At 56.5% G+C, this 21,136-nt stretch carries 18 protein-coding genes; 11 read left to right on the top strand and 7 right to left on the bottom strand.

Features of this window, described 5'->3' with window-relative positions; all coding sequences use genetic code 11:
- Positions 1-37: 37 nt before the first annotated feature.
- The 3 genes from FJD38_RS04755 to FJD38_RS04765 all read left to right on the top strand — a co-directional run bounded on the left by FJD38_RS04755 (position 38) and on the right by FJD38_RS04765 (position 4,668).
- Positions 38-3,151, top strand: a complete 3,114-nt coding sequence (locus FJD38_RS04755; RefSeq protein WP_146384612.1) for a transglycosylase domain-containing protein — start codon at positions 38-40, stop codon at positions 3,149-3,151.
- A 111-nt stretch (positions 3,152-3,262) separates the two neighbouring features.
- Positions 3,263-3,886 carry a PadR family transcriptional regulator gene (locus FJD38_RS04760; RefSeq protein WP_233609085.1) on the top strand — a complete coding sequence of 208 codons (624 nt, stop codon included), beginning with the start codon at positions 3,263-3,265 and terminating at the stop codon, positions 3,884-3,886.
- A complete protein-coding gene (locus FJD38_RS04765; protein ID WP_146384141.1) occupies positions 3,883-4,668 on the top strand; it encodes a siderophore-interacting protein in 786 nt (261 codons plus the stop codon). The genes FJD38_RS04760 and FJD38_RS04765 overlap by 4 nt, the downstream gene beginning before the upstream one ends.
- A gap of 32 nt (positions 4,669-4,700) precedes the next feature.
- On the opposite strand, the gene FJD38_RS04770 is transcribed toward FJD38_RS04765, so the two are convergent.
- Together FJD38_RS04770 and FJD38_RS04775 are read right to left on the bottom strand one after the other, a co-directional pair.
- The gene (locus FJD38_RS04770; RefSeq protein ID WP_146384143.1) at positions 4,701-5,357 is read right to left on the bottom strand and encodes a Pr6Pr family membrane protein; all 657 of its coding nucleotides are present in this window, start codon (positions 5,355-5,357) and stop codon (positions 4,701-4,703) included.
- Between the two features lie 7 nt (positions 5,358-5,364).
- A complete protein-coding gene (locus tag FJD38_RS04775; RefSeq protein ID WP_122784817.1) occupies positions 5,365-5,595 on the bottom strand; it encodes a VF530 family protein in 231 nt (76 codons plus the stop codon).
- Positions 5,596-5,787: 192 nt separating this feature from the next.
- Between FJD38_RS04775 and FJD38_RS04780 the strand changes: the two genes are divergently transcribed.
- Positions 5,788-7,818 (top strand): TonB-dependent receptor, encoded by a 2,031-nt coding sequence (locus FJD38_RS04780; protein ID WP_146384145.1) that lies wholly within the window; start codon positions 5,788-5,790, stop codon positions 7,816-7,818.
- Between the two features lie 453 nt (positions 7,819-8,271).
- Here the strand turns inward: FJD38_RS04780 and FJD38_RS24430 are convergent, their stop codons facing one another.
- Positions 8,272-8,439, bottom strand: a complete 168-nt coding sequence (locus FJD38_RS24430) for a hypothetical protein (RefSeq protein ID WP_158636744.1) — start codon at positions 8,437-8,439, stop codon at positions 8,272-8,274.
- Positions 8,440-8,508: 69 nt separating this feature from the next.
- Here FJD38_RS24430 and FJD38_RS04785 point away from each other — a divergent pair, with 69 nt between their 5' ends.
- The gene (locus FJD38_RS04785; protein ID WP_122784819.1) at positions 8,509-10,920 is read left to right on the top strand and encodes a glucose/quinate/shikimate family membrane-bound PQQ-dependent dehydrogenase; all 2,412 of its coding nucleotides are present in this window, start codon (positions 8,509-8,511) and stop codon (positions 10,918-10,920) included.
- Positions 10,921-10,971: 51 nt separating this feature from the next.
- Here FJD38_RS04785 and FJD38_RS24435 read toward each other — a convergent pair whose 3' ends face one another.
- On the bottom strand, positions 10,972-11,136 hold the full coding sequence (locus tag FJD38_RS24435) for a hypothetical protein (protein ID WP_158637848.1): 165 nt from the start codon (positions 11,134-11,136) through the stop codon (positions 10,972-10,974).
- 157 nt (positions 11,137-11,293) lie between these two features.
- Here FJD38_RS24435 and lon point away from each other — a divergent pair, with 157 nt between their 5' ends.
- From lon to cmoB, 6 genes are all read left to right on the top strand, one after another.
- Positions 11,294-13,729, top strand: coding sequence for an endopeptidase La (gene lon, locus FJD38_RS04790; RefSeq protein WP_146384147.1), 2,436 nt, complete (start codon positions 11,294-11,296; stop codon positions 13,727-13,729).
- Between the two features lie 173 nt (positions 13,730-13,902).
- Positions 13,903-14,403, top strand: a complete 501-nt coding sequence (locus FJD38_RS04795) for a hypothetical protein (protein ID WP_146384149.1) — start codon at positions 13,903-13,905, stop codon at positions 14,401-14,403.
- Positions 14,404-14,492: 89 nt separating this feature from the next.
- Positions 14,493-14,885: a protease inhibitor I42 family protein gene (locus FJD38_RS04800; protein WP_122784822.1), complete on the top strand. Its 393-nt coding sequence runs from the start codon at positions 14,493-14,495 to the stop codon at positions 14,883-14,885.
- Between the two features lie 218 nt (positions 14,886-15,103).
- Positions 15,104-15,496 (top strand): hypothetical protein, encoded by a 393-nt coding sequence (locus FJD38_RS04805; protein WP_146384151.1) that lies wholly within the window; start codon positions 15,104-15,106, stop codon positions 15,494-15,496.
- A 109-nt stretch (positions 15,497-15,605) separates the two neighbouring features.
- Entirely contained in the window at positions 15,606-16,349 is a 744-nt protein-coding gene (gene cmoA / locus FJD38_RS04810) for a carboxy-S-adenosyl-L-methionine synthase CmoA (RefSeq protein ID WP_122784824.1), read from the top strand.
- Positions 16,346-17,302 (top strand): tRNA 5-methoxyuridine(34)/uridine 5-oxyacetic acid(34) synthase CmoB, encoded by a 957-nt coding sequence (cmoB, locus tag FJD38_RS04815; protein WP_146384153.1) that lies wholly within the window; start codon positions 16,346-16,348, stop codon positions 17,300-17,302. The genes cmoA and cmoB overlap by 4 nt, the downstream gene beginning before the upstream one ends.
- A 25-nt stretch (positions 17,303-17,327) precedes the next feature.
- On the opposite strand, the gene tadA is transcribed toward cmoB, so the two are convergent.
- The 3 genes from tadA to guaA form a co-directional block, all read right to left on the bottom strand.
- Positions 17,328-17,816, bottom strand: a complete 489-nt coding sequence (gene tadA / locus FJD38_RS04820; protein WP_122784826.1) for a tRNA adenosine(34) deaminase TadA — start codon at positions 17,814-17,816, stop codon at positions 17,328-17,330.
- Positions 17,816-19,192, bottom strand: coding sequence for a multicopper oxidase family protein (locus tag FJD38_RS04825; protein ID WP_122784827.1), 1,377 nt, complete (start codon positions 19,190-19,192; stop codon positions 17,816-17,818). Before FJD38_RS04825 ends, tadA begins: the two co-directional genes overlap by 1 nt.
- Positions 19,193-19,540: 348 nt before the next feature.
- Positions 19,541-21,118: a glutamine-hydrolyzing GMP synthase gene (guaA, locus tag FJD38_RS04830; protein WP_122784828.1), complete on the bottom strand. Its 1,578-nt coding sequence runs from the start codon at positions 21,116-21,118 to the stop codon at positions 19,541-19,543.
- Positions 21,119-21,136: the final 18 nt, after the last annotated feature.

A 21,136-nucleotide genomic window follows, 5' to 3' on the forward strand; every position in this document is an offset into this window, starting at 1 on the left:
CAAGCGCAGCAAAGATGCGTACATGGATCAATCAACTATGGGCGCACTGTGGCACTCCAACTCCAGCAAAGCGTCGCAACCAATAGCGCCAATGGCTCAACCTGATCCGCCTGCGCAAAAGCCTCCGCGCAAACGCTATGGCTGGCGGGTATTTTGGGTCCTGTTACTTATGGCCCTGATTGGCCTTGTCGTTTTGGGCTTTGCCATCGCTAAAGAGGTACGCACCTCAAAAATCCAGTCACGCGAGTTCAGCCGCTTTGCTGCCAACCTGAGTTACTCAGTGCAGGCAGGCCCCAGCGATTCGATTTATTACCCGGGCTTGGGGCCCTTCGACAAACGTCTGGGTTACAGCGCACTGGGGGATTTTCTGCCGCGTCTGCTAAAGCGTGACTACGTGATTGCCGAGCAAGCTCGTTTTAGCCCTGAAATGCTGAGCTACGGTCAAAAAGGTTTTTTCGTCCCCTACGCCGAAAAGATTCAAGCAGGGCTTTCCATTACTGACTGTTCGGGTGGTTCGCTTTACCAGTACAACTACCCACAACAGCTTTACCCGACCTTTGCGAGCATTCCTCCCTTAGTGGTTCACAGCTTGCTGTTTATTGAGAACCGCGACCTGTTGGACCCTAAACAGCCTTTAAATAACCCTGCTGTCGACTGGCCCCGTTTTGCCATGGCCGCTTACTCACAAGTCGCCAAACTGTTTCACCTGCCGGGGCAATCGGCAGGGGGAAGCACCTTGGCAACCCAGCTTGAGAAATATCGGCACTCACCTGATGGTTTAACCGTATCGGGCACCGAAAAGCTGCGCCAGATGATTTCAGCCAGCGTGCGGGCTTATCAGGATGGCCCGGATACCTTGATCGCCCGTCAAAACATAGTGCGTGACTATCTCAACAGTGTGCCGCTGTCGGCCGTCCCCGGTCACGGGGAGGTACATGGCATGGCTGAAGGCATGCGCGTGTGGTACGGCACCGATTTCAATCAAGTCAATCAGTACCTCGCCAGCGCTGCTACCGACCCGCAAAGTCTTGCGAATAAGGGGCTGGCTTTGCGCGAAGTGCTGTCCTTGATGATTGCCCAGCGTCGCCCCTCCTATTATTTGACCAAGGGCCGCGATGAACTTGCACAACTGACTGACAGCCACATCCGGCTACTGGCGCAAAACAATGTAATTGATCCGGCTCTGACACAAGCCGCTTTGACCAGCCGCGTGACCTACCGCGACTGGCAGGTGTCGCCCACCCTGCAAGCGATTGAAACCAATAAGGGCATCAGCCTGGCACGCACGCGCCTGTCGGCCATGCTCAAGCGCCCGCTGTATGACCTCGACCGCCTCGATCTGTCTGCCACCAGCACCTTGCAGAGCGATTTGCAGCTGCAAGCCAGCGACTACCTGCGGCAACTGGCAGACCCTGTATTTGCCGGCAAGATGGGCCTGCTGGGAAAAAGCTTGCTGACGCCAGCCAGCACCGCGCAAGTGCGCTACAGCTTTACGCTGTTTGAATTGACACCCGACGGCGCACGGGCGCGGGTGCAGACTGACAGCACTGACCAACCTTTCGATATCAACGAAGGCAGCAAGCTGGAGTTGGGTTCAACCGCCAAGATGCGGGTACTGACCACTTACTTGCAGATCATCAGTGAGCTGCATGACCGCTATGCCAGCCAGTCGGGCAGCCAACTGAAGCAAATACAGCTGACTGATCAGGACCCGCTGACCCGCTGGGCTCTGAGTTACATGATTGCGAATCCGGGGACGAACCTCGCCAAGATGCTCGACGCGGCGCTTAACCGCACATATTCGGCCAGTCCTGGTGAAGGTTTTTTCACAGGCGGCGGCATGCATTACTTCCACAACTTCCGCAATCAGGACAACAACCGCAACCCCACGCTACGCGACGCAATACGTGAATCGATCAACTTGCCCTTCGTGCGCCTGATGCGGGACGTGGTGAGATACACCTCGTATCAAGCCCCCAGCAATAACGCTGAATTGCTCAAGGATGACTTGAACCCGCGCCGTCAGGAGTACCTGAGCCGCTTCGCCGACCGCGAAGGCACCACCTACATGCTCAAGTTCTGGAAGAAATACAAAGGCAAAGATTCCAAGGAGCGCCTTGAAACCTTTCTCGACAGCATGCGCCCGACACCTATCCGCATGGCGGCGGTGCACCGTTACCTGTTTCCGAATGCCAGCCAGGACACCTTTGACAGCTTTGTGCGAGCTCATCTCAAGAGCGACAAGATCACCGATGAGCGTTTAGCCAAGCTTTATCAAAGCTACGGCCCGGGTGCTTACGACCTCCCCGATCAGGGCTATATCGCCAAGGTGCATCCGCTTGATTTATGGATGGCGGGCTATTTGCTGAAAAACCCCGAGGCCACCTTCAAGCAAGCGGTCGCCGCCAGCGTGTTCGAGCGTCAGGAAGTGTATAGCTGGCTGTTTAAAAGCCGGCACAAGAGCGCCCGCGACAGCCGGATTCGCACCATGCTTGAGATCGAAGCCTTCCTCGATATTCACCAGCGCTGGCAACAAGTGGGTTACCCGTTTGACCATTTGGTGCCTTCCCTTGCCACAGCGCTGGGCAGCTCGGGGGATCGCCCGGCGGCGCTGTCCGAACTGATGGGCATCATCCTTAACGATGGTGTGCGCTTACCGGTTTTACGTATTGATACGCTGCATTTCGCGGCCAATACACCGTATGAGACACGGCTGATAAACGATCCTGACAAAGGCGTGAGAGTAATGCCCAGCGAAGTCGCGACCGCCCTGCGCGAGGCATTGTCGCAAGTGGTTGACGCGGGCACCGCACGGCGGGTCTCGGGCAGCTTCACTCTCGACAACGGCTCCCCACTGGCCATGGGTGGTAAAACGGGCACAGGCGACAACCGCATTGAAAGCATGGGCGCTGGGGGGCGAATCATCAGCTCCAAGTCCATCAATCGCACGGCAACCTTTGTGTTCTATATCGGCGAACATCACTTTGGCACCTTGACGGCATTCGTACCCGGCCGCTCAGCAGAAGCCTTTACGTTCACCTCTGCCTTACCGGTGCAAGTGCTGAAAGGCATGGCTCCGATCCTCACCCCCTACCTGCAACCCGGCTCCCATACACGATGCACAGCCCCGCAAAATCTGAGCGCGTTGTAAGAAACGCGCCAATCCGTATTTATTACGAATAATTACCGTTCATCGCCTCAACTTTACGCGATCTAAGATATATCTTAAGTTATGTCTAACTTAATGAGAGAGCGAAGAGAAATGAGAGAACATCATCCCCATCACCACGCACAGCGCGCGGGACAAGAAGGTTCAGAGAAACGCAACGGTCGTGAACGCGGCCCGGGCCAAGACGGCTTTGAAAAACGCACTGGCCGCGAGCGCGGCGGACGTGGGCCTCGTGTATTTGCGCCTGGCGATTTGAAATTACTGCTGCTGGCACTGATTGCTGAGCAACCGTGCCACGGTTACGACCTTATCCGCCAGATTGAAGGGCTGTTCGATGGTGCTTATAGCCCCAGCCCCGGTGTCATCTATCCGACACTGACCTTTCTGGAAGAAAGCGAAATGATTCAGGGCGATGCCCAAGGCGGCAAAAAACGCTACACCATCACCGATCTTGGCCGTCAGTCCTTGAGTGATCAAGCCGTGGCGCTGGATGGTGTACGCATGCGCATCGATGTGAGCAAGCGCTCACTGCGCGGCCATGACCGTCCCGAAGAAATACATGAAGCGATACACAACCTGCGCCACGCCTTGCAAATGCATCATGGTCGCTGGAACCCGGCAGAAATCCTGCGGGTTCGTGAGTTGCTCAACAACACCGCCAAAGCCATCGTCGATGGCCCGGTTACTGCTCAGCCCGTGCAGGAGAATGATCAATGAACGACACCAATGCTCTGACCATTCACAGGGTCATGCATGAAATTAAACGTCGCAAACTGGAGGTGCTGCGCGTGGTCGACCTGACCCCGCGCATGCGCCGTATTACCGTGGGCGGGCCCGAATTGGCAGGGTTCATCAGCTTGGGCAGCGATGATCACGTAAAACTGTTTTTCCCGCAGAACGAACAGGAACTGACGGCACTGGAATCGTTGGAGTTAGGCGCTGGGAAAAAAACCGGTGCCATGCCCCCAATGCGCGACTACACCCCGCGCCGTTATGACCTTGACGCTCTGGAGCTGGATATCGACTTTGTGCTGCACGGAGATGGCCCTGCTGCCACATGGGCGGCACAAGCCAAACCTGGGCAGTTCCTGCACATTGGCGGCCCGCGTGGCTCGATGGTAGTACCCGACATTTTCGACAGCTATCTGCTGATTGGCGATGAGACCGCTTTGCCAGCCATTGCCCGTCGGTTGGAAGAGCTGCCCGGCAACCGCCGTGCACTGGTGGTCGTGGAGGTCGAAAACGCGCTTGAAGAGCAACCCCTGAAGAGTGCGGCAGCCGTTGAGGTGATTTGGGTACACCGAGACAATCCTGAGCAAGATCTGCTCAAAACCGTTGAAGGGCTGACAATCCCAGCGGGCCAGTTGTATGCCTGGGTCGCTACCGAAAGCACGCTGTCACGCAAAGTGCGCAGAGTGCTGCTGGATACCCATGGCTTGAACGACGAATTCGTTAAAGCCGCCGGTTACTGGCGGTTGGAAGGCAGCGACGAAGAGTAAATCGCGGCTTCACTCTAACCCTCTACAGAGGGTTAGAGTGCGTCGCCGACCATGCGCTTGCTTCCCACCCATCGATCAAGCGCCACCAGCATCAGCGCCACAACGAAAAATCCCGCCAAAATTTCGCCCGCATTGAGAAACACCTGCGCATACCCCAACTTGCCCACATCAATAAATGGGTACGGGTAAACACCCAGCAAGTGCCCACGCAACAAGATGTAGGCGAAATACAGGACCGGGTAAAGAGCCCATACTCCGATATGACTCACACGTAGCAAGCCTTTAGGCACGCAATACCACCAGTACAACGTAAACAGCACTGGCATCACGTCATGCAGCAACTCGTTGGCCAACCATGCCACACCGTGAGGTTGCCAGAGCTGGCGCAGCAACAGGCTGTATGCGACACCCACCACGATAATGCTCACCGTAATACCGCTGCTTACCCACGCTTGCAGGAAAAAACTCCTGCCTTTTGAAGATCGAGAGATCACTGCATAGGTCAGCACCGTTGCAACCATCGTGTTGGTGAGCACGGTAAAAAAACTGAAATAACTCAACAGACCGCCGATCACACTGGCGCCCGATGCCCAGCGCATCAGCAGGACCACATACAGTTGAATCGCCAGCCCGCCCCAGCCCAGCAATGCCATCAACGTACATAGCCAGTGCTTTGGCGCGGCATTCATGCCCGACTCAGAGTTCGCGCTTGGTACGGGCATATTTCACATACAACTTTTCGACCTTTTCTCGCGCCCAAGGTGTTTTGCGCAAGAAGGTCAGACTCGACTTGATACTCGGATCGCTCTTGAAGCAACGAATATCAATGCGCTCGGCTAGGCCTTCCCACTCGTAGTGCGCCACCAGCGCCGTGAGGATCTGTTCCAGCGTCACGCCGTGCAAAGGATTGTGGTTGGGTTCAGTCATGCCGAGCCTTTTAGCAAGTGAAGGAAAGCCGCGCACCTTAGCCGAGCGCCTGCTCAGGGGGAAGCGCATTCGCACAGGCAGAGTCTAGACGTCACCACCGATGCGGTGAAAGTTCCGCTTGGAGATGATGAAAGCAATGTTATATTGTAACTATTGTTTGCGACTTTATCTCTCCTTGCCAAGGAATCTGCAATGCCCTGCCCCGCTCTATCTCGACGCCCCCTGCGCTTGACACCCATTGCCACGGCTTTACTGTTCGCCTCCCCTGTCTTCGCCCTCGAACTGCAACCCCAAGTCATCACCGGCAATCCGTTAGGCAACAGCCAGCTGGCCTCGCCCACAACGGTTCTGGAAGGCGACGATCTGCTCCTGCAACAACAGGGCAGTTTGGGTGAAACGCTGAAAAACCAGCCCGGCGTGTCGTCATCCTACTTCGGCCCCGGAGCCAGCAGACCCATCATTCGCGGACTTGATGGCGACCGTATTCGTATATTGCGCAACGGTGTTGGTGCGCTTGATGCGTCATCCCTGTCTTACGACCACGCGGTTCCACTCGACCCGGTCAATGTTGAACGCATCGAAATCGTGCGCGGGCCAGCGGCCCTGCTGTATGGCGGCAATGCTATTGGAGGAGTGGTCAATACATTCGACAACCGCATCCCTACGCAAGCGATCGAAGGTATTCATGGCGCGGGGGAACTGCGTTATGGCGGCGCGGACACCACACGCAGCAGCGCTGGGAAACTGGAAGCCGGTAATGGGACTTTTGCCCTGCACCTGGATGCCAACGCCCGAGAATTCAACGACCTTAAAATTCCCGGCTATGCCCGCGATCGACATGCACCGCAAAGTGAAGACGGGAACGAAAAGAAAGGCCGTTTAGGCAATAGTAATGGTCGCCAGGATGGCGGTTCAGTCGGTGGTTCCTATACCTGGGACGACGGTTATGCTGGCCTTTCCTACAGCAATTACGACGCGAACTACGGCTCGCCAGCGGAGCAGGATGTACGCATCCGCATGAAGCAGGATCACTACGCTTTCGCGTCTGAAATTCGCAACCTGCAGGGCCCCTTCAGCTCAGTGAAAATCGACGCTGGCTACACCGACTATGAACACCGCGAAATTGAAGGTGGTGAAGTGGGCACCACCTTCAAGAACAAGGGTTATGAAGGCCGTGTCGAGGCCCGTCACGTTCCCCTTGGCCCACTCAATGGGGTCATTGGTGCGCAGGTAAACCGCAATGAATTCTCGGCCTTGGGCGAGGAAGCCTTCGTACCGCAGACCGATACCAACAGCGGTGCTTTGTTTATTCTGGAAGAGGTGCAAGCCTACGAACAGCTCAAGCTTAGCCTTGGCGGGCGACTTGAGCACACCGTGGTGGACCCGCATGCCCAGGGCAATGAGCGCTTTGCCGCTGCCGAGCGCTCCAAAAGCTTCACCGCAGGCAGCCTGTCATCGGGCGCCGTGCTCACCCTGACACCGATCTGGTCGCTGGCCGCGACGCTGGGTTATACCGAACGGGCACCAACCTTCTACGAGCTTTATGCCAATGGCGCTCATGTTGCCACCGGCACCTACGAGGTGGGTAACGCCAACTTGTCCAAAGAAAAAGCCGTCTCCAGCGACCTGGCGTTACGCTTCGACAACGGTACACATAAAGGCAGCGTTGGCGTTTTTTACAGCCATTTCTCCAATTACATCGGTCTTCTGGGCACGGGCCGTACACTCAATGATGAAGGCGAAGCTGACGCAGACGGCATTCCTGAATACACCTATTCCGGGGTTCGGGCACGCTTCACCGGCTTCGAGGCCAAGGACCACTGGACACTGGGTGAAAGTGCCTACGGAAAATTTGCACTGGAGCTCTCCGGTGATTACACACGCGCCACTAACCTCGACTCAGGCGAACCCTTGCCGCGAATCGCTCCCCTGCGATTGAACAGTGGTCTGCTGTGGGAATCTGATCGCTGGCAAGCGCGAGTCGACGTGCAGCACGCCAGCAATCAAGGCCGCGTTCCGGACAATGAGTCAGGCACCAACGGCTACACCACCGTGGGGGCCAGCGCGGGCTATCACTTCGATGTCGGCAGCAGTCAATGGCTGGCTTTCGTCAAAGGAGACAATTTGACCAACCAGACCGTACGTTATGCGAGTTCAATTTTAAGAAATATTGCCCCCGCTCCCGGCCGCGGTATCGAGCTCGGACTACGAACCACCTTCTAGGCTGGACGCCTTTAAAATCATGGCCTCCAACCAACAGGGGGTGCGACATAAAAGCCCTGAGACGAACCGCCGCAGCACACTGTTACCGATTCAGAAATGATCCATGTCATTTAAAGTGCTGTTTCAAAATGTTTTGGGGCTTTATCATTCGCACATAAAGGGTTGAAACGATTCAGTTTATCCCGATCGACGCAAAGTTAGCGCTACCTCTGGCAGCCCTACTCACGCCAAGAAAAATCTAAAGACTCAATTTTTGACATGCCCACTTTCGTGATTCCGCACCCATTCAACGCAAGCCGCGCATATGCCGCAGCGAAGCAGCTTGAAGGTGTGCGGCCGGCAAAAAAAAATGGTTCGCAGCGCGAATATCAGCCGGGTAGCAACTACAGTCACGTCATAGCGTTAAACATCGTTGCACGCGGTGAGGCCTGCGCCTTCAACCCATTCAACACGTCAACCTGCATGCCCACCTCCGCGCTCGGAGTACAGCGCACTGTTGTACAGCGAGATCGCTGTCAGGGACTGGCTGCCCACTGAGTGACGCACCGACTGGTCGCCTGACCAACGGACTACAACGGCAACCTTGAAGGTTGTCACCAAGAACCTATTTAGTTGATTCATTCCCGCATCGATACGTGTCCACAAGACGTGTAACGACAGGGTATCTATAACGTAACGGAGAACCACACTATGAGCACTGATAGTGCTTTCAGTCGAAGCCGCCTGCTACCGAGCCTGCTCGGTATCTTGCTGCTGCTTATGGGCCTGGCCATGTTGGTCGGGGGTATCAAACTGGTAACACTCGGCGGGTCTTGGTACTACCTGCTGGCCGGTATCGGTTTTGGCTTATCAGGCGCATTGCTGATTGCCGGGCGCCGTGCGGCGCTGGGTCTGTATGCTCTGGTGCTGTTCGCCAGCACTGTTTGGGCCTTGATGGAAGTGGGTCTGGACTGGTGGCAACTGGTGCCACGTCTGGCACTGTGGTTCGCCATCGGTATCGTCCTGCTGCTGCCTTGGTTTCGTCGTCCCGTGCTACGCGGCCAATCGGCCCCAATGGCCACTGGCGCACTGAGCGTTGCCGTTGTATTGGCAGGCGCAGCTGCACTGGCTAGCCAGTTCACCAGCCCAGGCGAAATCAAAGGTCAACTGGACCGTGAAGCAGTACCAGGTGTGACCAATGCTGCACCAGAAATGCCTGAAGGCGACTGGCAGTCCTATGGCCGCACGGCTTTCGGTGATCGTTACTCGCCACTGAAACAAATCACTCCGGAAAATGCCCACAAGCTGGTTCCAGCCTGGACAATCCGTACCGGTGACATGCCAGGCGAAGGTGATCCGGGCGAAACAACTGCCGAGAACACTCCGCTGAAAGTGAACGGCATGCTCTATGTGTGTACACCACACAGTCAGGTACTGGCCCTTGACCCGGATACCGGCAAGGAAATCTGGCGCTACGACCCGAAGATCAGCACGCAAAATGCTGAAAACTTCAAAGGTTGGGCACACATGACCTGCCGCGGCGTGAGCTATCACGACGAAAACGCATACGCTAAAGCGAGCACCGACGAAAACGCTGCCGAGCCTGCTGCCTCCAGCAACTCGTGCCCACGTCGCCTGTTCTTGCCAACCGCTGACACCCGCCTGATCGCACTGAACGCCGACACCGGTAAAGTGTGTGAAGACTTCGGTGACAACGGCGCAATCGACCTGCGTCATAACGTCGGTGGCTTTGCACCGGGTGGCTACTACTCCACTTCGCCACCTGCCGTGACCAAAGATCTGGTTGTGGTTGGCGGTCACGTGACCGATAACATCTCCACTGACGAGCCATCCGGTGTGATCCGTGCGTACGACGTACGTACCGGTAAACTGGTCTGGAACTGGGACAGCGGTAACCCTGAAGCCACCGCTCCGATTGCTGAAGGCGAAACCTACACCCGTAACTCGCCTAACATGTGGTCGATGTTCGCGGTCGACGAAGACCTTGGCATGCTGTACCTGCCAATGGGCAACCAGACCCCTGACCAATACGGCGGCGACCGTACCGAAGACTCCGAGCGTTATGCCGCAGGCATCACTGCTCTGGATATCAAAACCGGTAAAGTCCGCTGGTACCGTCCGCTTACTCACCATGACCTGTGGGACATGGACGTAGGTGGTCAACCAACGCTGATGAACCTGAAAACCGCTGAGGGTGAGAAACCGGCTCTGCTGGCGTCCACCAAACAAGGCAGCATCTACGTACTGGACCGTCGCACGGGTGAGGACATTGTTCCAATCCACGAAGTGCCAGCTCCAGGCGGCGCTGTCGAAGGCGACCACACTGCTCCTACTCAGCCTCGTTCAGAGCTGAACATGATTCCGCCGGTTCTGACCGAGCGTGACATGTGGGGCGTGACTCCATTTGACCAAATGCTGTGCCGGATCAACTTCAAATCCCTGCGTTACGACGGCATGTACACCCCGCCTTCGTTGCAAGGTTCGATTGTGTATCCAGGCAACTTCGGCGTGTTCGACTGGGGTGGTATCTCGGTTGACCCGGTACGTCAGATTGCTTTCCTGAACCCAAGCTACATGGCTTTCACCTCCAAACTGGTTCCTCAGGCGGATGTGGCAGCAATGGGTCCACGTAAAGGCGAAACCTCGGGCGTTCAACCGAACAAAGGCGCTCCATACGGCGTGATTCTGGAGCCTCTGTTGTCGCCACTCGGTCTGCCTTGCCAGGCACCGGCGTGGGGCTACGTTGCTGCGGTCGACCTGACCAACAACGAAGTGATCTGGAAACACAAAAACGGCACCGTGCGTGACAGCTCGCCGGTTCCAATCCCACTGGCTATGGGTGTTCCAAGCTTGGGCGGTACAGTGACCACTGCAGGGGGTGTTGCCTTCCTGAGCGGTACACTCGACCAATACCTGCGTGCTTACGATGTAAGCAACGGTAAGCTGTTGTGGGAAGGTCGTCTGCCTGCTGGCGGCCAGACCACTCCGATGACTTACACCGGCAAGGATGGCACCCAATATGTGGTGGTCATGGCCGGCGGTCACGGCGGTCTGGGCACTAAAGCCGGTGACTACCTGGTGGCGTTTAAACTGGCTGAGTAAGTAATACAGCTGGTTGTTGAAGAAGCGGCTATCGAGAGATAGCCGCTTTTTTTATGGCCGCTGTTTTATACGCTGACCGTTGTAAATAATCGCCCTCAACGTGGTCATCCCCGCCTCAAAGCAAAGCAAGGCTGTGCTGCCACTCAACGCCCCGGCCTCCACCTGCAGCCCCAGACTGTGGCTCAAGCGCACACCCGCTTGGCATTTCAAGGGCATTTAGGCTCTGCAAACGACCCTGACCGTCTACAGTCCTTAGGTTCCAATCAACCCAGCGCCGAGGACTGCACGTGATGCGACATGAAAATCGCTTCACCATTGAAACGACTGCCACTGCGCCCCATCTAAGACTCATACTCAATTGCGCAGGTGCCCCATGAGCGACCAGCAAAAATTTTCAGAAGACACGGTAGAAGCCTCTGATGTAGAACACACCGAGCCCGAACATTCCATACACACGGGTGGCACCGAATTGGCATTGCCAGGCCAGAATCTGCCTGACAAGGTTTACATCATCCCGATTCACAACCGCCCATTCTTCCCGGCTCAAGTCTTGCCGGTCATCGTCAATGAAGAACCTTGGGCCGAAACCCTCGAATTGGTCAGCAAGTCGCCGCATCACTCTTTGGCGCTGTTTTTTGTCGACACGCCCCCCGATGACACTCGTCATTTCGACACCGACAGTCTTCCGGAATACGGCACGCTGGTGAAGGTGCATCACGCCAGCCGCGAAAACGGCAAGTTACAGTTCGTCGCGCAAGGCCTGACCCGCGTACGCATCAGCATGTGGCTCAAACATCACCGTCCGCCGTATCTGGTGGAGGTTGAGTACCCGCAAGAAAACAAAGCCCCTACCGATGAGGTGAAGGCTTACGGCATGGCCTTGATCAATGCGATCAAAGAGCTGCTACCGCTTAATCCGTTGTACAGCGAAGAGCTGAAAAACTACCTCAACCGCTTCAGTCCCAACGACCCTTCGCCGCTCACTGACTTTGCCGCAGCCCTGACCTCGGCCACCGGCAACGAGCTGCAAGAAGTGCTCGATTGCGTGCCGATCCTCAAGCGCATGGAAAAAGTTCTGCCCATGCTGCGCAAAGAAGTTGAAGTCGTACGTCTGCAAAAAGAGATTTCAGCAGAGGTGAACCTCAAGATTGGCGAGCATCAGCGCGAGTTTTTCCTCAAGGAACAACTCAAGGTGATCCAGCAAGAGCTGGGCCTGACCAAAGATGATCGCAGCGCGGATATCGAACAATTCAAGCAACGTCTTGAAGGTAAAACCCTGACGGCGCAAGCGCAAAAACGTATCGATGAAGAACTCAACAAACTGTCGATTCTGGAAACCGGCTCCCCCGAATACGCTGTGACCCGCAACTATCTGGACTGGGCCACGGCGCTGCCGTGGGGGGTCTATGGCCAGGACAAGCTCGACCTCAAACACGCCCGCAAAGTACTCGATGCCCATCATGCCGGGCTCGATGACATTAAAAACCGCATTATCGAATTTCTCGCCGTGGGCGCTTACAAAGGCTCTATCAGCGGGTCTATCGTCTTGCTGGTGGGACCGCCAGGCGTGGGCAAAACCAGCGTCGGCAAGTCGATTGCGGAGTCTCTGGGCCGTCCGTTCTACCGCTTCAGCCTGGGCGGCATGCGCGATGAAGCCGAGATCAAGGGTCACCGGCGTACCTACATCGGCGCCCAACCCGGCAAGCTGGTGCAGGCGCTCAAAGATGTCGAAGTGATGAACCCGGTGATCATGCTCGATGAAATCGACAAAATGGGCCAGAGCTTCCAGGGCGACCCGGCTTCTGCATTGCTGGAAACCCTGGATCCTGAGCAAAACGTCGAGTTCCTCGACCACTACCTCGATTTGCGTCTAGACCTGTCCAAAGTGCTGTTCGTGTGCACCGCCAACACCCTGGACTCCATCCCCGGCCCCCTGCTGGACCGCATGGAAGTCATTCGTCTCTCCGGTTACATCACCGAAGAGAAAATCGCGATTGCCAAACGCCATTTGTGGCCAAAGCAGCTGGAAAAAGCCGGCGTTTCGAAAAACAGCCTGAGCATCAGCGACAGCGCCCTGCGCCATGTCATCGACGGGTATGCCCGTGAGGCCGGGGTACGCCAGTTGGAAAAACAACTGGGCAAACTGGTGCGCAAAGCAGTCATCGAACTCCTCGAAGACCCTAAGGCGGTGATCAAGATAGGCCCCAAAGACCTCGAAGCCTCTCTGGGAACACCGATATTTCGAAACGAGCAGGTGATCAGCGGCACCGGTGTGATTACCGGCCTGGCATGGACCAGCATGGGAGGCGCCACGCTACCGATTGAAGCGACACGTATTCATACCCTGAATCGCGGTTTCAAATTGACCGGTCAATTGGGCGATGTGATGAAAGAGTCTGCCGAAATCGCCTACAGCTACGTCAGCGCCAACCTTCAGCAGTTTGGCGGCGACCCACGGTTCTTCGACGAAGCCTTTGTGCATTTGCACGTGCCTGAAGGTGCAACGCCCAAAGACGGCCCGAGTGCGGGTGTGACCATGGCCAGCGCCTTGTTGTCATTGGCGCGTAATCAGCCACCGAAAAAAGGCATCGCCATGACCGGTGAACTGACGCTCACCGGGCATGTTCTGCCCATTGGTGGTGTGCGCGAAAAGGTGATTGCTGCACGACGGCAAAAAATTCACGAACTGATTCTTCCTGAACCCAACAAAGGGCACTTTGATGAGTTGCCTGACTACTTGAAAGAGGGGATCACCGTGCACTTTGCCAAACACTTCAGCGACGTGGCCAAAGTATTGTTTCAACGCTAGTGAGTTGATTCCGTGAGCAGGGCCAGGCGATTGTGCGCTGGCCCGCAGTCTCATTCCTGTATTCCACGGCATGGCTTGGCACACTCACTGTTATTTCTGACAGTAGACAGCCATTCAGGTCTCGACGTAAAAATGCGACCCATAGCCCACATGGATTACGTCGGGAAACCAAGATGCCACTTCATCATCCTGCACATCAAAACCCAGATGTTTTTTGGCCGGCATTATTCGACCAAGCCGTGTTCAATCCCAAAACGCGAGGCGAACTCAAGGCTGAGATACTGGACCGACGACCGTTCACGGCCCAGGAGATGACCTTTGCCAGTAGCCACAAGAAAATTGTGATTACCGCTGAGTTCGACGACTTCGGATCAAAGCACTATCGAGCCATCACGCTCACTCTGGACGTCAATATCCAGTCCGGCATTTACCTTTTCAAAAAAGGTGAAGCGGGCCCCGTGTGGGGGATGACGTATTTAGAATGTGCGGAAGTGAATGGCATAGAGGTTTATCACTTGAACGAGGCGGCCGTCGGTACATTGCACCTCAGTGTTGTCGAGAGTTGTTACAGCGCTCGACTCTTCACCCTTGAATGCCTTGACCATAACGATGAAACATTAGAAATGTGCGGCGATTTCAAAATCAGCCCACCCCATGCTTCCTTCAAATATTGATACTGAACTCCAGCACCGGCCAACGAAAATGGCGCAGCACACTTGATGGGGTATGCTGCGCCATTGTTTTTGTCTGACTGGAGCTTTGAATGTCCCTCACTCGCTTAATGACTGCGCTCAGCCTCGGCCTGCTGACTGCCTGTGCACACTCGCCTGTCGACAACATTAATGTTGAAGAGCAAAGCGACTGCCCGTTGCAACTCCACGTCGGGCAACCTCTCACGGTGTCTTTGCCAAGCAACCCTACAACAGGTTATCGCTGGGCCATTCAGGACTCAGCCGGGGGCGTATTACGCAGTCTCAGCCCGGAGGTCTACACCAGTGCCGAGAATGGGCAAGTGCTGGGCAGCGGCGGGCAATCTACCTGGCGCTTTCAGGCCATTGCTGCGGGCAACGGACGCTTGCGGCTGACCTATCAACAACCGTGGGAACCCGAAGCCGAACCGGCGCAAACCTTTGACTGCGCGATCACGGTGAACTGAGAGACCCCGACTGACCCTCGCAACACAGACCTACTGGCAGTTATGACAGTAGACGTCGTGTGACATCCGCTCATGATGCCTTCTCGTCATTATTAAACTGAGAGGGTTCAATCATGGTCGATAACACGCCAAAATCCGCCGCTGTTAACAGCACCCACAAACCCCAAAAACAAGGGCCGCAAACATCTCGCCTCAGGGTCAGTGAAGCAACTGCCACAGTGACCGGCAGACCTGATTTCAACGCCGATGACATTCTGCTCGGTAGCGGCTTGAATACCGTCAGCATTGCGGCGTCGGCAGCAACGTTTGGGTCTTATGAGTACCGCGTGATCAACTTCACGCTGACACTGGGTCTGGAATCAGGGCAATACACGTTCACCTCCGGTCAGGCCGGTGACATTCATGCACTCTCCTATGTCGAGTTCGCGACGATAGGCGGCAATGAGGTGTACTACAACTGCGAAGGTCTGAGTGGGACATTGGACCTCCAAGTTGAAGGAAGTACCTACACCCTCACTGCCTTTTCGTTCTCCGCAAAAGACAGCGAAGGCATTGACTTGACTGTCACTGGCAATCTGGCCGTGTCATCCACGCTGTGTGAATGTGACTAGCAGTCATCCTCCAGCCCCTTAAGATGCGTGGTTCATCAGACAAACCGCGCATCCCGGCGCCAACTTGGCTAAAATACCGCCCCTTTGAAAAATCACCGCCGGAACCGCCGTGAGCCAAGACCCCGACCGTATATTCGCCCAGCCCCTGGCCCAGGTGCCGGACTTCGCCTTTAACGAAGACGTCGTGCGGGTGTTCCCGGACATGATCAAACGCTCGGTGCCCGGTTATCCGACCATTGTCGAAAACCTCGGGGTACTTGCCGCCCAATTCGCTCAGCCCAACAGCGTGCTATACGACTTGGGCAGTTCACTGGGGGCCGTCACTCAGGCATTGCGTCGTCATGTGCGCACAGAAGGCTGCTCCGTGATTGCCGTAGACAACTCGGCGGCGATGGTTGAGCGCTGTCGCGAGTACCTCAACGGGCAAAACTCGATGTTTCAGGAGTTGCTGCCGGTAGAGGTCATTGAGGGCGACATTCTTGCCCTGGAGTTTCAGCCCGCATCGGTGGTGGCACTGAACTTCACCCTACAATTCATTGCCCCACACGAGCGGCTGACCTTGCTCAGCCGCATCCGCCAGTCGTTACTGCCTGGCGGTGCGCTGATTTTGTCGGAGAAACTGCGTTTCAGTGATCCTCAAGAGCATGAACTGCTGACTGACCTGCACATCGCCTTTAAACGCGCCAACGGTTACAGCGACCTCGAAATAGCGCAAAAGCGCAGCGCCATCGAAAACGTCATGAAGCCCGACAGCCTCGAAGAACACCGCGAACGCCTGCTGGCGGCCGGGTTCTCGAAAGTCGTGCCGTGGTTCCAGTGTCTTAACTTTGCCTCGTTGATTGCCTTGCCATGATTGATCTTTCCCCCCTCGTCCGGCGTCTTGCCGCAACACCTCTGGCTGAATGGGCCACCACACTGCAAGCCCGGCTCGACGCCAAAATGGAGAAAGGTCATGGCGACCTTGAGCGCTGGCAAAGCGCCCTGGATGCATTGCCTGACGTTGTACCAACCGAAATCGACTTGCTTGACGGCCTGAGGCTGGACACCGACTGCGACGACGAAACCCGTGCACAGATGCGTCAGGCACTGATGGGCTTGTCACCGTGGCGCAAGGGGCCGTTCGATTTGTTCGGGGTACATGTCGACACGGAATGGCACTCCGACTGGAAGTGGTCGCGGGTCGCACCCCACATCGACCTGCAGGGCAAACGCGTCCTCGATGTGGGTTGCGGCAATGGGTATTACATGTGGCGCATGCTGGGCGCGGGCGCACACAGCGTGATCGGGGTCGATCCAAACTGGCTGTTCTTCTGCCAGTTCCAGGCTGTACAACGCTACTTGCAGCAAGAAGCGGCGTGGCACCTGCCCTTCCCGTTCGAAGACCTGCCCGCGAATCTGGAAGGCTTTGACACCGTGTTTTCCATGGGCGTGTTCTACCATCGCCGCTCGCCCATCGAGCACTTGCTCGCGCTCAAAGACTGCCTGGTCAAAGGCGGCGAACTGGTGCTGGAAACGCTAGTGATTGAAGGTGATGTCAATCAGGTGTTGATGCCCGAAGACCGCTACGCGCAAATGCGCAACGTCTGGTTCCTGCCGTCAATTGCGGCACTGGAGCGCTGGTTGCGCCGCGCGGGTTTCAGCGATGTACGCTGCGTGGATGTGAGCATCACCACGGTGGAAGAACAACGCGCCACAGAATGGATGAAGTTTCAGTCGCTCAGTGATTACCTTGACCCGAACGACCACAGCAAAACCATCGAGGGGCTGCCAGCGCCGATGCGGGCAGTGATAGTGGCGAAGAAGTAAGCCCTGCTCATCAGTGCCCGTACGGCTACTTCGCTCGTCGGGCCTTGAAGAACTCGCTGAGGATCGCCCCGCACTCCTCGGCCAAGACCCCGCCTTCGAACAGCACGCGGTGATTAAGAAAGCCTTGGGTAAAGAACTGCCCCTGGCTTTCTACAATCCCTGCCTTGGGCTCCACCGCGCCGTACACCACCCGCGATACCCGCGAATGCACGATCAGGCCCGCACACATGCTGCACGGCTCCAGGGTTACGTACAGCGTACTGCCGGGCAACCTGTAGTTACTGGCCGCAGCAGCGGCAGCCCGAATGGCGACCATTTCGGCATGGGCACTGGGATCGCTGCCACTGATCGGGCAGTTGAACCCTCGACCAATAATCTCGCCGTCTTGCACCAGCACCGCGCCCACCGGCACTTCGCCTAACGCGGCACCCTGCGCGGCCAACGCCAGCGCTTCACGCATGTACTCTTGATCGCGACTGCGGTCGATGATCTGGGGTTGACGCCCTTGTCGCATCAGGAAACCTCAATGGCGGCCATCAGGCCGGTTTCCATGTGGTCAATCACATGGCAGTGGAACATCCACACGCCGGGATTATCCGCCACCAGCGCTACGCGGGCACGCTCGTTTTTACCCAACAGGTAAGTATCGGTGAAATAGGGTGTGATCTTTTTGCGATTGGACGCCAGCACTTTGAAGCTCATACCGTGCAAGTGAATCGGGTGCTGGTACTGCGTCATGTTCTTCAATTCGAAAATGTAGCTCTGCCCCAGCTTGAGCTTGGCAATAGGGCGATCAGCACAGGTCTTGTCCTTGATGTCCCAGGCAATACCATTGATTTGCCACAGGCTGGGCGGTTGATCACCGTTCTGATTCTCTGACACCGAGCCGACCCATTCAAAGTTGAAATTAATCTTCTCGGCATTTGCCACATCCGGCTCGGCAATCGGATTGGCTGGCAACGCAGGCGGCCATTCGTTCGGGGCATCGTTATTAGCGACCGAACGCAATGTGCCCAAACGCACAGGGCCATCACGCAACGACAACTCTTCACCTGCAGGCGGCGCCTTGATCGCCAGACAAATACGCATGCCCGGCCCTAGCCAGTAATCCTTGCCCAGCGGGCGTGGCTCGATGGGGTTACCGTCCAGTGCGTAAATTTTGGCTTCAACGCCGGGAATATTCAGGCGATAGGTCAGCGTGTTGTCGAGGTTGAGAATCCGCACCCGGGTGATCTGCCCGGCGGGCAAATCAATGGTTGGTACATGGGTGCCGTTAATCGTCGACAACCGTCCCGCTGTCCCCCCTCGTGCGGCTTCACGGGTGATGCTGAACGGCAGAAAACCGCCCTCTTCGTCCACGTGCCAGTTTTTGATGCTCAGCGTGCGTTCGTGCTTGAAACCCGTGGGCTCGCGCTCTTCCACAATCAGCGGCCCGACCAGCCCCCGGCCCAGCTCTTCGCTGCTGTTGACGTGCGGGTGATACCAATAGCTGCCGGCATCGGGTACACGGAATTTGTAATCGAAGTACTCACCGGGCAGAACAGGCAATTGCGACACATAAGGGACGCCGTCCATTTCCAGCGGCAGACGGATGCCATGCCAATGAATGGTGGTCGCCACGGGTAAATGATTGATGAAGCGCACCCGCAGCCATTCGCCCTGACGCACCCGTAACTCCGTGCCGGGCGCCGAAGGGCCAAAGGCCCAGGCCTCGGTCTGATGACCCGGCACCAGCTCAACATCAAGCGGAGCGGCGATCAGTTCGTAATCGTGGCCAGCTTCAGCATCGGCCATCTTGCCTAACCAGTAACGCGAAGCGCCTCCTGCGCCAACACCCACCACTACCAGGCCGGCCAAACCACCGAGTATTTGTCGACGGGTAAAGGACATGGATTTAATTACCTCTCGTATCCGGCGCGGGCGCTGAGCCCGCAAAAGGCGAATACGATACACCTGCAAATGAGAAATCGTAAGAGCAAGCGCCCTCACCCTAACCCTCTCCCGGAGGGAGAGGGGACTGATCTACGTCGTGGCTACCTTTTCCAGACGACACAAAATAGCCTCTCTCCCTCTGGAGAAGGACTGATCCACGTCGTAGCAAATTTCCAAAACGACACAAAACAGCCCCCTCTCCCTCTGGGAGAGGGTTGGGGTGAGGGGCTTTTGCCTCCATAAAAAAGGCGGCCAACACAGAATGTTGGCCGCCTTTTTCAGTTCAAACCGTTAAGCCGGTCTGACTTATTCCCACTCAATCGTTGCTGGCGGCTTGCTCGACACGTCGTAAGTAACGCGCGAAATACCTTCGATCTCGTTGATGATGCGACCGCTCACGGTTTCAAGCAGCTCGTAAGGCAGGTGTGCCCAACGAGCAGTCATGAAGTCGATGGTTTCAACGGCACGCAGGGCAACAACCCAGGCGTAACGGCGACCATCTCCAACAACACCCACCGATTTCACCGGCTGGAACACTACGAATGCCTGGCTGACTTTGTGGTACCAGTCAGCTTTACGCAGTTCTTCAATGAAGATGTGGTCAGCACGACGCAGCAGGTCGGCGTATTCCTTTTTCACTTCACCCAGAATACGGACACCCAGGCCCGGGCCCGGGAACGGGTGACGGTAGACCATGTCGTACGGCAGGCCCAGTTCCAGACCCAGACGACGAACTTCGTCCTTGAACAGCTCACGCAGCGGTTCGACCAGCTTGAGGTTCATCTCGTCCGGCAGGCCGCCCACGTTGTGGTGCGACTTGATGACGTGAGCCTTGCCGCTTTTCGCGCCAGCCGACTCGATCACGTCCGGGTAGATCGTGCCCTGCGCCAGATACTTGATGTTGTCCAGCTTGCAGGATTCGGCATCGAACACGTCGATAAAGGTACGACCGATGATCTTGCGCTTCTTCTCCGGATCGCTTTCGCCAGCCAGATTGTTCAGGAACTGGTCCGCCGCGTTGGCGCGGATCACTTTGACACCCATGTTCTCGGCGAACATGGCCATCACTTGCTCACCTTCGTGCAAGCGCAGCAGGCCGTTGTCCACGAATACGCACGTCAGTTGATCGCCGATCGCCTTGTGCAGCAACGCGGCCACAACCGAGGAGTCAACGCCGCCGGACAAGCCCAGCAATACGTTGTCGGTACCGACCTGGGCACGGACGTTGGCAATCGCGTCTTCAGCGATTTTCGACGGCGTCCACAGGGCTTCACAGCCGCAAATGTCGAGGATAAAGCGCGACAGGATACGACCGCCTTGCTTGGTGTGGGTCACTTCCGGGTGGAACTGAACGCCGTAGTAGCCGCGCTCGTCGTTGTACATGCCGGCAATCGGGCAGCTCGGGGTGCTGGCCAGAATGTGGAAGTCCGATGGCATCTTGGTGACTTTGTCACCGTGGCTCATCCACACGTCCAGACCGTACAGGCCATCAGCGTCGATATGGTCTTCGATACCGTCCAGCAGACGGCTTTTGCCGACCACGTCTACGCGGGCATAACCGAACTCACGCAGCTCGGAACCTTCAACCTTGCCGCCCAGCTGTTCAGCCATGGTCTGCATGCCGTAGCAGATACCGAAAACGGGTACGCCCAGGTCAAATACAGCTTGAGGCGCGCGCGGGCTGCCAGCTTCGTGCACGGATTCCGGGCCACCGGCCAGGATGATGCCTTTAGGGGCGAATTCGCGGATCGCAGCGTCATCCATGTCGAACGGGTGCAGTTCGCAGTAAACGCCGATTTCGCGAACGCGACGAGCGATCAGCTGGGTGTACTGGGAACCGAAGTCCAGAATCAGGATGCGGTGAGCGTGAATGTCGAGGGCCATGACAAAATCTCGATAAAT

It is taken from the genome of Pseudomonas saxonica (assembly GCF_007858365.1).
Taxonomy (GTDB): domain Bacteria; phylum Pseudomonadota; class Gammaproteobacteria; order Pseudomonadales; family Pseudomonadaceae; genus Aquipseudomonas; species Aquipseudomonas saxonica.

Bases quoted from the DNA above. Each gene is read 5' to 3' on its own strand.
- FJD38_RS04795 (WP_146384149.1), top strand. From the start codon at position 13,903: ATGCCACTTCATCATCCTGCACATCAAAACCCAGATGTTTTTTGGCCG.
- FJD38_RS04760 (WP_233609085.1), top strand. From the start codon at position 3,263: ATGAGAGAACATCATCCCCATCACCACGCACAGCGCGCGGGACAAGAA.
- FJD38_RS04770 (WP_146384143.1), bottom strand. From the start codon at position 5,357: ATGAATGCCGCGCCAAAGCACTGGCTATGTACGTTGATGGCATTGCTG.
- FJD38_RS04780 (WP_146384145.1), top strand. From the start codon at position 5,788: ATGCCCTGCCCCGCTCTATCTCGACGCCCCCTGCGCTTGACACCCATT.
- FJD38_RS04785 (WP_122784819.1), top strand. From the start codon at position 8,509: ATGAGCACTGATAGTGCTTTCAGTCGAAGCCGCCTGCTACCGAGCCTG.
- cmoB (WP_146384153.1), top strand. From the start codon at position 16,346: ATGATTGATCTTTCCCCCCTCGTCCGGCGTCTTGCCGCAACACCTCTG.
- FJD38_RS04825 (WP_122784827.1), bottom strand. From the start codon at position 19,192: ATGTCCTTTACCCGTCGACAAATACTCGGTGGTTTGGCCGGCCTGGTA.
- FJD38_RS24430 (WP_158636744.1), bottom strand. From the start codon at position 8,439: ATGAATCAACTAAATAGGTTCTTGGTGACAACCTTCAAGGTTGCCGTT.
- FJD38_RS04800 (WP_122784822.1), top strand. From the start codon at position 14,493: ATGTCCCTCACTCGCTTAATGACTGCGCTCAGCCTCGGCCTGCTGACT.
- FJD38_RS04765 (WP_146384141.1), top strand. From the start codon at position 3,883: ATGAACGACACCAATGCTCTGACCATTCACAGGGTCATGCATGAAATT.
- FJD38_RS04775 (WP_122784817.1), bottom strand. From the start codon at position 5,595: ATGACTGAACCCAACCACAATCCTTTGCACGGCGTGACGCTGGAACAG.
- guaA (WP_122784828.1), bottom strand. From the start codon at position 21,118: ATGGCCCTCGACATTCACGCTCACCGCATCCTGATTCTGGACTTCGGT.
- lon (WP_146384147.1), top strand. From the start codon at position 11,294: ATGAGCGACCAGCAAAAATTTTCAGAAGACACGGTAGAAGCCTCTGAT.
- FJD38_RS24435 (WP_158637848.1), bottom strand. From the start codon at position 11,136: ATGCCCTTGAAATGCCAAGCGGGTGTGCGCTTGAGCCACAGTCTGGGG.
- tadA (WP_122784826.1), bottom strand. From the start codon at position 17,816: ATGCGACAAGGGCGTCAACCCCAGATCATCGACCGCAGTCGCGATCAA.
- FJD38_RS04755 (WP_146384612.1), top strand. From the start codon at position 38: ATGGGCGCACTGTGGCACTCCAACTCCAGCAAAGCGTCGCAACCAATA.